This is a genomic window from Kitasatospora sp. NPDC005856 (assembly GCF_040629945.1).
In the GTDB taxonomy this organism is placed as follows: Bacteria; Actinomycetota; Actinomycetes; order Streptomycetales; family Streptomycetaceae; genus Kitasatospora.
Map to the genome: position 1 here is coordinate 1 of NZ_JBEXWT010000053.1, position 14,268 is coordinate 14,268.

Consider the following 14,268-nt stretch of genomic DNA (forward strand, 5'->3'; position numbering starts at 1 on the left):
GGGGGGCCTCGGGGGGGGGGCCCCCCCCCGCGTGGGCCCCCTTGGCTCGGGGGGGCCCCGGGCCCCCGGGGGGCCCCCCCCCGCGGCCGCCGGTGTGGTGCGGGGTGGATCAGGAGTGGGTGACGGAGCCGCAGGCGAAGGAGGACAGCGGCAGGAAGCCGAAGCTCTTGATGTCGTTGGCGCCGTTGGCGCAGATCCAGCCGCCCTTGCCGAAGATGGCGCGCAGGGTGGCGTTCGAGGTCCACTCGGCGTCACGGAAGACGTTGTAGACCACGCGGGCGTAGGGGGTGGCCGCGAAGGTGGAGCTGATCGTCTTGGCCGTGGTGTCGACCGGACCACCGGTGGTGTTGTCGACGTTGCGGATGGTCAGCGGGCCCTGGACGTCGGAGCCGCTGCCCTTGCCGTAGTAGACCTGGCCGATGTAGTGGGCCACGGAGTAGGGGACCAGCGCGTTGACGTCGGCCAGGGCCGTGTCGCTGCCCTGGTTCTCCTGGGTGCCGCTGATGACGCAGGCACCGGGGGTGACCGCGACGCCGCCGCCGATCGTGGTCAGGAAGAACGAGCGGGTGCCGGAGTTGGTCTGCGGCAGGAAGGGCTTGATGGTGGCGTTCGGCAGCGACGGGTCGATCTGGTTCCAGGTCGTGACCGCGCAGGTGTAGATGTCCTTCAGGTTCGCGGTGCTCAGGTTCGCCGGGGCGTTGCCGGTGGCCGGGGCGGCCCAGGCGACGGCGTCCTTGGCCAGCGCGACGAAGTCGTCGGTGGTCGGGTCCGAGGCCTGCGGGCCGCGCGAGGAGCGGGCGAAGTCCACCGTGGCCTTGGTGTAGGTGTTCAGCGCGGTGATGCCGGCGCCGGAGCCGTTCGGGCGGGTGATGGTGGTGGCACCGGTCTTGGGGGTGATCGGCGAGGTGCCGGTCGCGTCCCAGCTGTAGACGCGGGGGGCGTTCGGGTCGGTCAGCGACGCGTTGTAGTCGGCGGCGAGCTGGTTCAGCACCGACTGGGTGGTGTCGGAGCCGGTGCCCACGAAGTCGATGGCGCGCGGGGTGACACCGGCGGCCGGGTCGGCGACGGCGGTGCCGCCCACGACGGTCGCGATGGAGGTCGCCAGCGCGGCGACGGTGAGCAGCTTGGCAGCGGTCTTGCGCATGTTCCTCTTCCTCCGGGGGAGAGACGTACATCGCGTGAACCCGCACTCCGTTCGGGAGTCCGGGGCCGTGTGGCCGCGTCCGCTGCGGCCTCGCCGGCAGTGCCGATCCTGTCCGGCGGGGAGGTTCCGCCGGAAGAGACGTCGGGTCCGGCCGGAGAATGTCGACTCATCGGTTCGGCGAGGTTTAGCCACTGGTCAGCGTGCACGTGACACGGGCACTTCCGGGCCCGTGAGCCCGGTCGACGTTCTTCTCCAGGAGGCTGCTCGGGGTGTTGCCGGAAACCTGTCCTTCACCGGAACAGCACGCGGGGAGACCCGATGGAGGCGGCCCTTCCGGGAACGCCGACAGGGCGGTCCGCCACCCGGCGGACCGCCCTCGGTCCGGATGCTCACAGCGGCCAGCGGCCGTCCCGCCCCGATCGCCGCAACTCCTGCCCCACCCACTGCAGTCCGGCCAGGAACCCCTCGATCCCCGCCTGGCACTGGTCCCGCCGCAGGTACCCCCGCGCGCTGCGGGCGACCGGAACGGCGTCGGCCGCCCCCCGCCGGGTGCTGCGCACCGGCAGGTAGGCGGCCCAGACCCACTGACGCCCCTCGGACTGGCCGACCGAACATCGCAGTGCGGCCCGCTCGATCAGCAACTGCCGTACAGCCTCGGCGAGTTCCTCCTCGCCGCGGTAGGTCCGCACGCCGACCCCGAGCGGCCGCCCGTTGGCGGCCCGCAGCGCCCAGCCGAGACAGCGGTCCGCCGCCGGCACGATCAGCAGCCGCGGACCGCGCCGCTCAGCGGCCATCGGTGCGTCTCAACGGCACGGCGGGTTCCGGGAGTTCGCGCGGCGGCTGCTTGGAGAGCAGCACCACGAACCGTCGGAAGGCGTTCTGGCAGGTCGCGTACCGCTCGTACGCGCGGCTGGAACGCACCTCGGGGAGTGCCCGCGAACCCGGGACGACCCAGATCCAGCCGATGCCCTCCCGTACGTGGGTGATCCGCGCGGTCAGCCCGGTCGCTGCGGCGCGCAGGCCGTCGAAGCTCCGCTCGGCCTCACCGGCCGTCTCGAACGCGGCCGGGGTGATCGCGACCACCCGCCCGTTGGGCGCCTTCAGCTGCCAGCGGTAGCGCCCGTCCGCCGCCCGTTCGGCGCGGAACCCCCCTCGACTTGCCCCTGCTGCGGTGTAGCCGCGGCCGGCAGCGTTCACTGCCCCCTCCGTCCGGTTGCCTCCGGATTCCCCTCCGAGCGGGAGCAAAGCTATGTGTGCACACGGAGGCCCCGAAAGCCCAGAACGTTCACAACTTGCGCTGTTGGTCGGGAAGTTCTCTCTCGTTTAACTTTCACGCTTCTTGGTCGGGAACCCGTCCAATACCGGTCCGATACCGATCCGAACCCGGTCCAAAATCGGTTCCAAAGCACTCCGGAACCGGCCCTGAACGACCTGGAACGCTCAGAGCCGGGCGGTCCAGCGCACCAGCGTCCCCTTCCGGTACGGCCCGCTCTCGTACCAGGCGTCGCCGCCGAGCGCCTCGGCCCGCCGGGTGAGGTTGAGCAGTCCGCTGCGCCGGCCGCCCGACGGGATGCCCACCCCGTCGTCGGTCACGGTGAGCAGGACACCGGGCCGCCCGCCCCGGTCCAGCGCCTCCGGGTCGCCGCCCACCGGGCGGCCCCCTTCGTCCAGGTGGATGGTCGCGTCGATCTCCACGCCGACCCGCGAGGCGCGCGCGTGCCGGGCCGTGTTGGAGAGCATCTCGCGCAGTGCCGCCAGCAGCTGACGGCCGGTCTTCTCGCCGACCAGGCTCTCCACCGGCCCGACGAAGCTCACCGCGGGCTTGAAGCCGAGCGCGGCCGCGGCCTGGCTGGCCTCGCGCAGCACCCGGGTGCGCAGGGTGTCCGGCGCGTCGCCGTGGTCGTCGTGCTGGAGGGCGTAGATGGTGGTGCGGACCTCCTGGATGGTGGCGTCCAGCTCGTCCACTGCCTTGCCGATGCCGACCTTCACCTCGGGGACGACCGCCCGCCGGGCGGCGCTCTCCAGCATCATCCCGGTCGCGAACAGCCGCTGGATCACCAGGTCGTGCAGGTCGCGGGCGATCCGGTCGCGGTCCTGGAAGACGGCCAGTCGCTGCTGGTCGCGCTGGCCCTCGGCGAGCCGCAGGGCGAGGGCGGCCTGCGAGGCGAAGGTCTCGGCGAGCTGCTTCTCGCTGTCGGTGAACGGCAGCGCACCGCAGGGGCGCCAGACGCAGAGCCCGCCGAGCACCCGCCCGGCGGCGACCATCGGCACGGCCAGGGACGGGCCGAAGCGGCGGGCGAGCCGGATCACCACGGTCGGATCGCTGGACATGTCGTCCAGGGAGACGCTCTCCCCCGCGAGCAGCCGGGCCGCGAAGCTCTCCCTGGGCAGCAGTTCGCCGCGGACGTACTCGGCCAGTTCGCCGGAGGCGTGGGCGATCCGCATCTGGCCGTCGCCCTCGACGCCGCCCTCCGGGCCGGTCGGCAGCAGGATCATGCCGAGCGCGGCGTCCGCCAGCTCCCGCACCTGTTCGGCCGCGACGGTCAGCGCCGTCTCGGCCTGCTCGGCGGAGAGCAGCGCGGTGGTGACGGCGGCGGCGCCGGCGATCCAGCGTTCGCGGCGGCGGCCCTCCTCGTACAGCCGGGAGTTCTCGATGGCCACGCCGGCCGCCGCGGCGAGCGCGTGCACCACCTGCTCGTCCTCGGGCGTGAAGGCGCCGCCGCCCTTCTTCTCGGTGAGGTAGAGGTTGCCGAACACCTCCGCGCGGACCCGGATCGGCACGCCCAGGAAGGTCCTCATCTGCGGGTGGTGCGAGGGGAACCCGGAGGAGCGCGGGTCGGCGCCGAGGTCGGTCAGCCGCAGCGGCTCGGGGCGGTCGATGAGCACGCCGAGGATGCCCCGGCCGGCGGGCAGTTCGCCGATCCCGGCGGCGGTCTCGTCGTCGACCCCGACGTGGATGAAGTCGGCCAGGCCGGTGCCGCCGGGGGCGATCACGCCGAGCGCCGCGTACCGGGCGTCGACCAGTTCGGCCGCGCCCACCGCGATCCGGTGCAGGGTGGCGTGCAGGTCCAGCCCGGCCCCGATCGAGACCACCGCCTCCAGCAGTCGCTGCATCCGGTCGGTGACCGCGGCGGCCGACTGGAGGCGCTCGGCGACCTCGGTGACCAGGGTGTCCAGCCCCAGCGAGGCGATCTCGGGCACCCGATGGGGAGTCGGCTCGGGAGTGGCCTCGGAGAGGTCCGGCGTGGGGTCCATGGAGAAAGCCTAGTTTGTACGCTTTTCAGCCGAAGGTCGGCGCGGCGGACAACGGGCGGCGGGCAACGGGCGGCGGGCGGCGGGCAACGGGCAGCGGAGCGGTGTGGCGGAGCGGTGTGGCGGAGCGGCCGGGCGGGGTGACTACCGGCCCACCGGCTCCAGCAGTCCGTCCGCCTCCCGCTCCCGCCGCCACATCGCGTGCAGCCGCCCGTCCGGATCGGCGACCAGCTCGGACCAGCGGCCCCGCTCGGCCACCCGCCCGCCGTCCAGCACCAGCACCTCGTCCACCGTGGCGTCGTCCAGCCCGGCCAGCCGGTGGGTGATCAGCACCGTGGTGCGGCCCTCGGTGGCGGCCAGCAGGTCGGCGGTCAGGGCGTCGGCGGTGGGCAGGTCGAGATGCTCGGCGGGCTCGTCCAGGACCAGCACGGGGAAGTCCGCGAGCAGCGCCCGGGCGAGGGCGAGGCGCTGGCGCTGGCCGCCGGAGAGCCGGGCGCCGTGCTCGCCGACCATGGTGTCCAGGCCGTCCGGCAGGCCCTCGGTCCACTCCAGCAGCCGGGCGGCGGCCAGCGCGGCGCGCAGCTCGTCCTCCTCGGCGTCCGGTCGGGCCAGCCGCAGGTTCTCCCGCAGCGAGCTGTCGAAGACATGGGCGTCCTGGGCGCAGAGCCCGATCACCCGGCGGACGGACTCGCCCGCCAACGCGCGGCTGTCCACAGCCTGTGGACGGCCGTCGGCGAACGTCACCGTCCCGGCGCTCGGCTCCAGGAAGCGCAGCAGCGCCTGGGCGAGGGTGGTCTTGCCGGAGCCCGACGGGCCGACCACGGCGATCCGGCGGCCGGCCGCGAGGTCGAGGTCCACGCCGGCGAGCGCGTCCACCGGCTGCCCGGGGTGCCGGACGGTCAGCCCGCGCACCGCGACGGGCAGCGGCCGCTCGGGCAGCGCCACTGGTTCGGCGGGCTCGGTGACCGGGGGTTCCGCGGAGAGCACCTCGTCCAGCCGGGCCCGCGCGGCGCGGCTGCGCTGGCGGGCCTGGACGGCGAGCGGCATCCCGGTGACGGCTTCGAAGGCGGCCAGCGGGGTCAGCACCACCACGGCCAGGCAGACCGGCGCCAGCAGCCCGTCGCGCACCCCCTGGACGCCGACGGCGGCCGCGGCGGTCACGGTCAGCCCGGCGAGCAGGGTGATCAGCCCGGTGCCGAGGGCCGTGGTGGCGGCCGAGCGGGCGGCCAGCCCGGTCAGCGCGGCGTCGGCGGTGCGGACGGCGGTCAGCCGGCCGGGCAGGGCGCCGGCCACGGTGAGCTCGGCGGTACCGGTGAGGGCGTCCACCACGGCGGTGGCCAGGCGCCCGCGCGCCGGGGCCTGGCGCCGTTCGGCACCGGCCGACCAGCGCGCGCCCAGGGCGGGCACCAGCACGCCGGCGAGCAGCAGTCCGAGGCCGAGCACCAGCCCGGCGGCCGGGAGGAAGGCGGCCATCGCCACCGTCGAGGCCAGGGCGACCAGGCCGGCCACCGCGGCCGGTAGCCGCCAGCGCAGGTAGTGGTCCTGGATCGCGTCCACGTCGGCGACCAGCCGGGAGAGCAGGTCGCCGCGCCGGAAGGCCGGCAGTCCGGCCGGGGCGAGCGCGCTCAGCCGCCGGTAGACGGCGGCCCGCAGGGTGCCGAGGGTGCGCAGCACCGCGTCGTGCGAGACCAGCCGCTCGGCGTAGCGGAAGACGCTGCGGCCGATGCCGAAGGCCCGGACCGAGGTGACGGCCATCATCAGGTAGAGCACCGGCGGCATCTGGGAGGCCCGGGAGATCAGGTAGCCGGAGGTGGCCATCAGGGCGACGGCGCAGCCGAGGGCGAGTGCGCCGAGCAGGATCGAGAGCGCCAGCCGGGGGGTGGTGCCGCCCTCGGGCCCGGACTCCTCGGCAACGGCGGGGGCGGGGGTCGGCTTCCCGCTGTGCCGTCCGCGGTGCGCGAGCGGGACGGGCGACGGAGCGGGCGCGGCGGCGGGCGCGGCGGCGGCCCCCGCCAGCCGTACCCGCTGGTCCGCGACGGCCAGCAGCGCCGGCCGGTGCGCGACCACCAGCACGGTGCGCGCCGGGTCGGCGGCCAGCGCCCGGACGGCGTCCACGACGGCCGCCTCGGAGGCGCCGTCCAGGTGGGCGGTCGGCTCGTCCAGCAGCACCAGCGGACGGTCGTCGGCGAGCAGCACCCGGGCGAGGGCGAGGCGCTGACGCTGCCCGGCGGAGAGCCCGGCACCGTCCTCTCCCAGGACGGCCGCCAGGTCGGTCACGAAGTCGAGCGCGTGCGCGGCCCGCAGCGCCGTCCACAGCTGCTCGTCGGTGGCCCCGGGCCGGTAGAGCCGCAGGTTCTCGGCGACCGTCCCGGCGAACAGGTGCGGGTGCTGCGGCACCCAGGCGATCTGCCGCCGCCAGCTCTCCGGCTCCAGTTCGGCCAGGTCGTGGACGCAGCCGTCGGCGGTGATCCGGACGGTGCCCGAGGTGGGGGCGGTGAGGCCGAGCAGTACGGCGAGGAGGGTGGACTTGCCGGCGCCGCTGGGGCCGGTGAGCGCCGTGCTGGAGCCCGGACGCAGGGTCAGCCCGGCGCCGTCCAGGGCGGGCTCGGTGCGCCCGGGGTGCCGGACGACCAGGCCCTCGGCGGCGATCACGGCGCCCGAGAGGTCCGGCGCCGGGGTGGTGCCGGCGGCGGGCAGCGGGGTCTCCAGCACCTGGAACAGTTCGTCGGCGGCGGTCAGCCCCTCGACGCTGGAGTGGTAGAGCGCGCCGACCTGGCGGATCGGGAAGTACACCTCGGGGGCGAGCACCAGGACCAGCAGCCCGGTCTCCAGGTCGAGCGTGCCGTCCACCAGCCGGAAGCCGACGGTGACGGCCACCAGCGCGACGGACAGGGTGGAGAGCAGTTCCAGGGTGAAGGAGGAGACGAAGGCGATCCGCAGGGTGCGCAGGGTGGCGCGGCGGTAGTCGGCGGTGATCCGGGCGATGGTGGCGGCCTGGGTGCGGGCCCGGTTGAACACCTTGAGGGTGGGCAGCCCGGCGACCACGTCGAGGAAGTGGTGGGAGAGCCTGGCCAGGGTGTTCCACTGCCGGTCCATCCGGGACTGGGTGGCCATCCCGATCAGCACCATGAACAGCGGGATCAGCGGCAGCGTCCCGGCGATGATCGCGGCCGACGTGAAGTCGGCGCCGACGATCCGCAGCAGCACGATCACCGGGACGACCACGGCCAGCGCCAGCTGCGGCAGGTAGCGGGCGAAGTAGTCGTCCAGGGCGTCGATGCCGCGGGTGGCGAGGGTGGTGAGTTCGCCGGTGCGCCGGCCCGCCAGGTAGGACGGGCCGAGCGCGGTGGCGTGGTCGAGCAGCCGGCGCCGCAGGGTGGACTTCACCCGGGCGACGGACCGGTGCGCGGTGAGTTCGGTGAGCCAGCCGACCAGCCCGCGCCCGACCGCCGTCAGGGCGAGCAGCAGCAGCGGTGTGGTCAGTTCGCCGAGCGTCGCCCCGCGTTGGAAGGCGCGGACGACGATCTCGGCGATCAGACTCGCCTGGGCGACCACCAGGGCCGCGCCGACCGCGCCGAGCAGCACGGATCCGGCGAGGAAGGCCCTGGTGGTGCGGGCGTACCCGAGGAGTCGGGGGTCGACCGGCTTCATGGCGTCAGGCCTGGTCGAGCGGGGCGGCCGGGTTGTGCCCGGGGATGTGCTGGACGCCGATCCGCTTGCGGAACACCCAGTACGTCCAGCCCTGGTAGAGCAGCACCAGCGGGGTGAAGATCGCCGCCACGACGGTCATCACCTTCAGCGTGTACGGCGAGGACGCGGCGTTGGTGACGGTCAGGCTCCAGTCCGGGTTGAGGGTGGAGGGCATGACGTCCGGGAAGAGCGACAGGAAGAGCATCGCGACGGCGGCCACGATGGTCACCCCGGAGAGCGAGAACGCCCAGCCGTCGCGCCGGAGCTGGTTGGCCGCGAGGGCGCCGACCAGGGCGATCACCGCGACGACCAGCGCGGCGAGGCTGCGGCCGTTGCCGTGGTCGGCCTGGGTCCAGACCAGGAAGACCAGGGCCAGCACGGCGGTGGCCAGCCCGGACAGGAGCGCGGCCTTCCGGGCCCGGTCGCTGATCTCGCCGACGGTCTTGAGCACGGCGAACACGGAGCCGTGGAAGGTGAACAGGGCGAGCGTCACCAGGCCGCCGAGCAGCGCGTACGGGTTCAGCAGGTCCCAGAGGGTGCCGACGTAGTTCTTCTGCGCGTCGATGTCCACGCCGCGCACGATGTTGGCGAAGGCCACGCCCCAGAGGAAGGCCGGGAGGAGCGAGGTCCAGAAGATGGCCTCCTCCCAGTTCCGCTGCCAGCGGGCGCCGTCGTGCTTGGCCCGGTACTCGAAGGCCACGCCGCGGACGATCAGGCAGACCAGGATGACCAGCAGCGGGATGTAGAAGCCGCTGAAGAGCGTCGCGTACCAGTCCGGGAAGGCCGCGAAGGTGGCGCCGCCGGCGGTCAGCAGCCAGACCTCGTTGCCGTCCCAGACCGGGCCGATGGTGTTGATCAGCACCCGGCGTTCGGTGGTGTTGCGGGCCAGCGGCTTGGTCAGCACGCCGATCCCGAAGTCGAAGCCCTCCAGGAAGAAGTAGCCGATCCACAGGACCGCGATCAGCACGAACCAGACGTCGTGGAGTTGCATGTCAGATCCTCAGTTCCCCGGTGGTCCCGGCGCCTCAGTAGGCGAAGGCGAGCGGCTTGTCGGCGTCCTCGTCCGAGGACGGCCCGCGCAACGACGGGTCCTTGGTGGGCGGCTGCTCCGTCACCACCGGGCCGGCCTTGGCGTACTTGACCAGCAGCCGGACCTCGATGACCGCCAGGATCGCGTACAGCGTGGTGAAGGTGGCCAGCGCGCCGACCTGGGTGCCGACGCTGACGTTCGGGGAGACCGCGCTGGCCGTGGTCATCAGGCCGAAGACGGCCCAGGGCTGACGGCCCATCTCGGTGAAGATCCAGCCGAAGCTGTTGGCGATCAGCGGGAAGCCCATGGTCAGGATGCCGATCCGCCAGCTCCACTTGGTCAGCAGCGGCCCCAGTTCGCGCCCGGGGGTGAGCATCAGCCGGGGCACCTCGGTCTCGCCGGTGCGGAACTCGGGGTGCAGGAAGAGCTTCCTCCGGGTGGTCCACAGGCCGATCAGGCCGGCCAGGAAGGAGGTCATCCCGAAGCCGATCATGAGGCGGAAGCCCCAGTAGGTGACGAAGATGCTCGGGATGTAGTCCTTGGGGTTGCCGCCGTGCTGGGCGGCCTCGGCGGCGGCGGTGTCGTTGATGCCGGGGACGGTCGAGCTGAAGTCGTTGTGGGCGAGGAAGGACAGTATCCCGGGGATCTCCAGGGCGACCGAGTTGTGGCCCTTGCTGACGTCGCCGACGGCGAAGACCGAGAAGGGCGCCGGCGACTGGGTCTCCCACAGCGCCTCGGCGGCGGCCATCTTCATCGGCTGCTGCTCGAACATGACCTTGCCCAGGGTGTCGCCGCTGAGCGCGGTGCCGGCGCCGAAGACCACCGCGAGCACCAGGCCGAGCCGCAGCGAGGTGCGCATCGCGGCGGTCTTCTTCGGGTCGGCGGTCTCGGGCTTGCGCTTGGCCTTCCAGAGGTGGAAGGAGGCGATGCCGACGACGAAGGCCGCACCGGTGAGGAAGGCGGCGGTCAGGGTGTGGAAGACGACCACGAGGGTGGTGTTCTGGAACAGCACCCGGACGACGTCGGTCAGCTGGGCCTTGCCGGTGACCGGGTCGATCGCGTAGCCGACCGGGTGCTGCATCCAGGAGTTGGCGGCCAGGATGAAGTAGGCGGAGAGCACGGTGCCCAGCGCCACCATCCACATGCAGGCGCAGTGGATCTTCCTCGGCAGCTTGTCCCAGCCGAAGATCCACAGGCCGATGAAGGTGGACTCGAAGAAGAAGGCGATCAGCGCCTCCATCGCGAGCGGGGCGCCGAAGACGTCGCCGACGAACCGGGAGTAGTCGGACCAGTTCATGCCGAACTGGAATTCCTGGACGATGCCGGTGACCACGCCCATCGCGATGTTGATGAGGAAGAGCTTTCCCCAGAACTTGGTGGCGTGGAAGTACTTCTCCTTGTTCGTCCGCACCCAGGCGGTCTCCAGCCCGGCCACGATCGCGGCCAGGCTGATCGTGAGCGGGACGAACAGGAAGTGGTAGACGGTGGTGATGCCGAATTGCCATCGCGCGATGGTCTCGTGAGCGATTGCCAGTTCCACGTCGCCCTCTCTCCCAACCTGCCCGCGTGACGACGGGCGTCTTCCGGACAAACTTCATCTATAGCCGTAGACCGTTGCTCAACCACGCAAGCTTGTCCGCTTGTGAACGTGAACACGTTCACAAGGAGCAGTATCCACCATCCTTACGGGGGAACTGCAGGTGGGGTGGGATTGACAGCCCTGTGCGGTGCGTCACGGTCGGCGGCGCGGTCCGCACAGTCTGCGGACCCGCGGCGGGCCGGGGCAACGAACGACCGGGCGGGTGGCCGGACGTTGTTGGCCGAACCGGCGCTTGACAGGCTCGCGAGCCGGTCGCGCCGGCCGGACCGGCGTGCTACGGGCGGGTCCGCCGGGGCGCGGCGCGGCCGTACCCCGGCTGTACGCGACGTCGCCGCGTGCGCGACCGGGCTACGCGCCCTCGCTACGCGCGGCCGAGCAGCTCGGTGCCCGGGATGGAGTCGGCACGCGCGGTGAAGAAGCCGGTGAAGCCGGCGAGGAACTCCTCCCGGGTGATCCGTCCGTCCCCGTCGGCGTCCAGCTGGCGGAAACCCTGCGACAGCTCCGCCGGGTGCACGCGCGGCCCGCCGAACACCGCGCGGTACTCGTCGAACTCCAGGAAGCCGCTGCCGTCGGTGTCCGCCGCGGTGAACAGCGCCCGCAGCGCGGGCAGCAACCCCCGCTCCAGGTAGGCCTCGTCCCGGTCCAGGCCGGCCAGGGTGGCCGAGACGAACTCCTCCCGGCTGACCCGCCCGTCCCCGTCGGCGTCCATCACCGTGCGCAGCTGCTCCCACCAGCTGTCGAAGGCCTCGTACACCCGGGCCTCGCCGGCCTGGTCCAGCTCCAGCTGCCAGCAGACGTTGTGCGCCATCGCCCGCAGGTCGTGCACGGTGATGACGCCGTCGCCGGTCTGGTCCAGCACCTCGCGGAAGAAGCGGTCCAGCCGGGGCCCGCGGCCGTCCCGGTGCGGGTGGCGGCGCTTCGGCCGGGACGGCTCCGGGGAGCGGTAACGCCGCCGGTCCGGGAGGAGGGGGACGACGGCTCCGGCGCCGCGGTGCAGCACGACGGACAGCAGCGCGGCCCGGCGGGTGCGGACCAGCCCGAAGCGTTCCCGCACCACCGGCGGCAGGTCCGCCACCGTCAGCTCGCGGATCACCCGGGCCACCACCAGCCGCACCACCCGCCACCCCGCGTCGCCGAGGAACCAGAGCCGGCGCGGCCGGGGCGCCTCGCGCAGCAGATCGCCCAGCAGGTAGCGCGCCGCCTCGGTGCACTCCAGCCGCTCCCGCGCGTACCGGGCGAAGTAGGCCGGCAACTCCCCCGCGGTGGCGGGGATTTCACCCTCGGGGAGGCCGAAGGCGGCGACCGCCTCCCGGAACTCCGCGTACGCCTGCTCCAGCTCCACCGCGTCGTACGGGTCCCCGCCCAGCCGGCGCATCGCGACCACGCACTCGAAGAGCGTCAGCAGCACCCACGCCCTGGTCGCCGCGTCCCGGGCGTCGTAGGGCCGCCCGTCCGGTCCCGTCCCCCGGATCCGCTTGTGCGCCCGCTCCAGCCGCGCGACCTCCCGGCGCAGCGTCTGCGCGTCCTGGTAGAACAGCCGTCGCCCGCTGCCGAGCGTGTGCTCCACCCGCCGCCACGGGTGGGCCCGGTACGTCGAGTGCTCCGCCATCCCGGCCGACACCACCGGGTCCGCCGCTTGCAGCACCAGCAGCCGCCACGCGACCAGCACGACCCGCCACTCCGACAGGTCCCGCCGGAACGACGCGCCCCGGTCAGCCACGGCGCTCACCGGTGATCTCCGGGCCGATCACGAAGCCCTTGGCGGGACCCTCGGGGATCACGGCCTCCTTGCCGTAGGGGACGCGGGTCGAGGAGGCGTAGTCACCGTGCTCGGGATCCGGACCGCTGAGGACGGTCACGGCACCGCCGTCGTCGTGGTCGTCGATGATCACGTACACCGGGATTCCGGCGGTGGCGTAGGCGCGGCGCTTGAGGACGTGGTCGCGACGGCGGCTCTCGGCACCGGGGGAGACGGTCTCGACGACGAGGGGGATTCCGGAGGCGAGCAGTCCCAAGCCGTCGGGATGCTCGATCTCCTCGTCGTCCTCGGGTGCCACGTACGCGTCCGGGATGAACACCTTGAGCCCGTGGATGACGTTGCAGTCGTTTCCCGGCGACCATCCGGATCCTTGGAGGTGACCGAACAGGGCCCGGAGCAACCGCCTGTTCACACGCGCATGGCGACTGTTACCGGTGGGTGACACCTCGAACCCCTTGATGATCTCCACATGGATGCCCTCGGGGACGTCCATGGACTTCCACATCTCCCACAGCGCCTGGTCCAGGTCCACGCCGGTCTCCTCAATAGCAACCGCGCTCATCGGAACACCCCATTTCCCGTCCAGTGTGATCAGCCCGCGCGAGTCCGCACAAGCAACGGCTGGACGGTCGCACACGACCGGGGAGCCGGGCGGGTGAACGGCGGTTGGTTCACTCGATCGAGGAGTTTCGGGGCCGGAAACGCCGGAACCGCAGGACGGGCCGGTGGCCTGTCCTGCGGTTCGGGGTGGTCGCGCCCTCCTCCCGAGCGGGCGCGAACGGGAGTGGGTCAGGAGGCGCGGCCGGCGGCCGGCTTGCGGCGGGAGACGTAGAGGGCGGCCGCTCCGAGGCTGATCGCGAGGCCGGCGCCCGTGGCCAGGTACGGGGTGGCCGGGTTGGAGCCGGTCTCGGCGAGTTCGGTGGCCGAGCCGGTGGTGGTCCGGGTGGTGGTGGTCGACGTGGTCGAGGTGGCCGCCTTGTCGGCGGTGGTGGTGCTCTTGGTCGTGGTGTCGGAGACCGGAGTGACGGCGGCCGGCTTCTTCGCGGGCTTTTCGACAGGCTTCTCCGCGGGCTTCTCGGCGGGCTTCTCGACAGGCTTCGCGGCGGCCGCCCTGGCGTCGGCCAGAGCCTTGTCCGCAGCGGTCTTGGCGTCGGCCGCGGCCTTGGTGGCCAGCCCCGCCTGGTGGAGCCCCCGGAGCGCCTCGACCTTGGCGTCGTCCATGGCGTTGCCCGCGGCGGTCACGGCGGCCTTGGCCTGCTCGGCCGCGGCCATGGCCGCGTTGGCCGCGGCGAACGCCTTGAGCATCCGCTCCTGGGCCTTGGGCAGGTCCTCCTCCGAGGCGGACCCGAACGCGTCAGCGGCCGCCCTGGCCTCCTTCTCGGCGGCGTCCTTGGCCGCGGCGGCCTTCCCCGCGGCGGCCTTGGCCTCCTGGTACGTGCCCAGGTAGGGCTGCGGGTCGTCGAGGAAGGCGGAGACCTCGGCCTGCACCTTGGCCTCGTTGGCGACGGCCGCATCGTGGGCCTTGGCGGCCTTGGCGGCGGCCTGCTCCAGTTCGGCGATCGAACCGTTGTCGCTCCGGGTCTGCGCGGCCCCGGCCGACTCCGCGAAGGCGGGCGCCGCGGAGAGCGCGGCGGGCGAGACGAAGGCGGCGACGACGGCGGCCGAAACCAGCGTACGGCGGAGATTCACGATGACCCCTTTCGGGTCTCAAGGAATGCAAGAGCCTCGGCCGGGAAAGATCCTGACGACCGGGCAGCGCCGATCATAGGCACACGCATTCTTAACGCTCCATG

At 72.9% G+C, this 14,268-nt stretch carries 10 protein-coding genes; all 10 read right to left on the reverse strand.

From position 1 onward, the window contains the following. Positions 1-109: 109 nt before the first annotated feature. A complete protein-coding gene (locus ABZ449_RS26910; RefSeq protein WP_360350872.1) occupies positions 110-1,144 on the reverse strand; it encodes a substrate-binding domain-containing protein in 1,035 nt (344 codons plus the stop codon). 389 nt (positions 1,145-1,533) lie between these two features. Continuing rightward, positions 1,534-1,938: a hypothetical protein gene (locus tag ABZ449_RS26915; protein WP_360350875.1), complete on the reverse strand. Its 405-nt coding sequence runs from the start codon at positions 1,936-1,938 to the stop codon at positions 1,534-1,536. After that, positions 1,928-2,341, reverse strand: coding sequence for a hypothetical protein (locus ABZ449_RS26920; RefSeq protein WP_360350877.1), 414 nt, complete (start codon positions 2,339-2,341; stop codon positions 1,928-1,930). Before ABZ449_RS26920 ends, ABZ449_RS26915 begins: the two co-directional genes overlap by 11 nt. A 243-nt stretch (positions 2,342-2,584) precedes the next feature. Then, positions 2,585-4,399 carry a GAF domain-containing protein gene (locus ABZ449_RS26925; RefSeq protein ID WP_360350879.1) on the reverse strand — a complete coding sequence of 605 codons (1,815 nt, stop codon included), beginning with the start codon at positions 4,397-4,399 and terminating at the stop codon, positions 2,585-2,587. Between the two features lie 141 nt (positions 4,400-4,540). After that, entirely contained in the window at positions 4,541-8,047 is a 3,507-nt protein-coding gene (cydD, locus tag ABZ449_RS26930; RefSeq protein ID WP_360350882.1) for a thiol reductant ABC exporter subunit CydD, read from the reverse strand. A gap of 4 nt (positions 8,048-8,051) precedes the next feature. Next, a complete protein-coding gene (gene cydB / locus ABZ449_RS26935) occupies positions 8,052-9,077 on the reverse strand; it encodes a cytochrome d ubiquinol oxidase subunit II (RefSeq protein WP_360350885.1) in 1,026 nt (341 codons plus the stop codon). 34 nt (positions 9,078-9,111) lie between these two features. Continuing rightward, on the reverse strand, positions 9,112-10,656 hold the full coding sequence (locus ABZ449_RS26940) for a cytochrome ubiquinol oxidase subunit I (protein ID WP_360350888.1): 1,545 nt from the start codon (positions 10,654-10,656) through the stop codon (positions 9,112-9,114). Positions 10,657-11,077: 421 nt separating this feature from the next. Continuing rightward, positions 11,078-12,445, reverse strand: coding sequence for an EF-hand domain-containing protein (locus tag ABZ449_RS26945; protein ID WP_360350891.1), 1,368 nt, complete (start codon positions 12,443-12,445; stop codon positions 11,078-11,080). Then, positions 12,429-13,007: a Uma2 family endonuclease gene (locus tag ABZ449_RS26950; RefSeq protein WP_360350894.1), complete on the reverse strand. Its 579-nt coding sequence runs from the start codon at positions 13,005-13,007 to the stop codon at positions 12,429-12,431. Before ABZ449_RS26950 ends, ABZ449_RS26945 begins: the two co-directional genes overlap by 17 nt. Before the next feature lie 257 nt (positions 13,008-13,264). Beyond that, positions 13,265-14,164: an LAETG motif-containing sortase-dependent surface protein gene (locus tag ABZ449_RS26955; RefSeq protein WP_360350897.1), complete on the reverse strand. Its 900-nt coding sequence runs from the start codon at positions 14,162-14,164 to the stop codon at positions 13,265-13,267. Positions 14,165-14,268 lie beyond the last annotated feature (104 nt).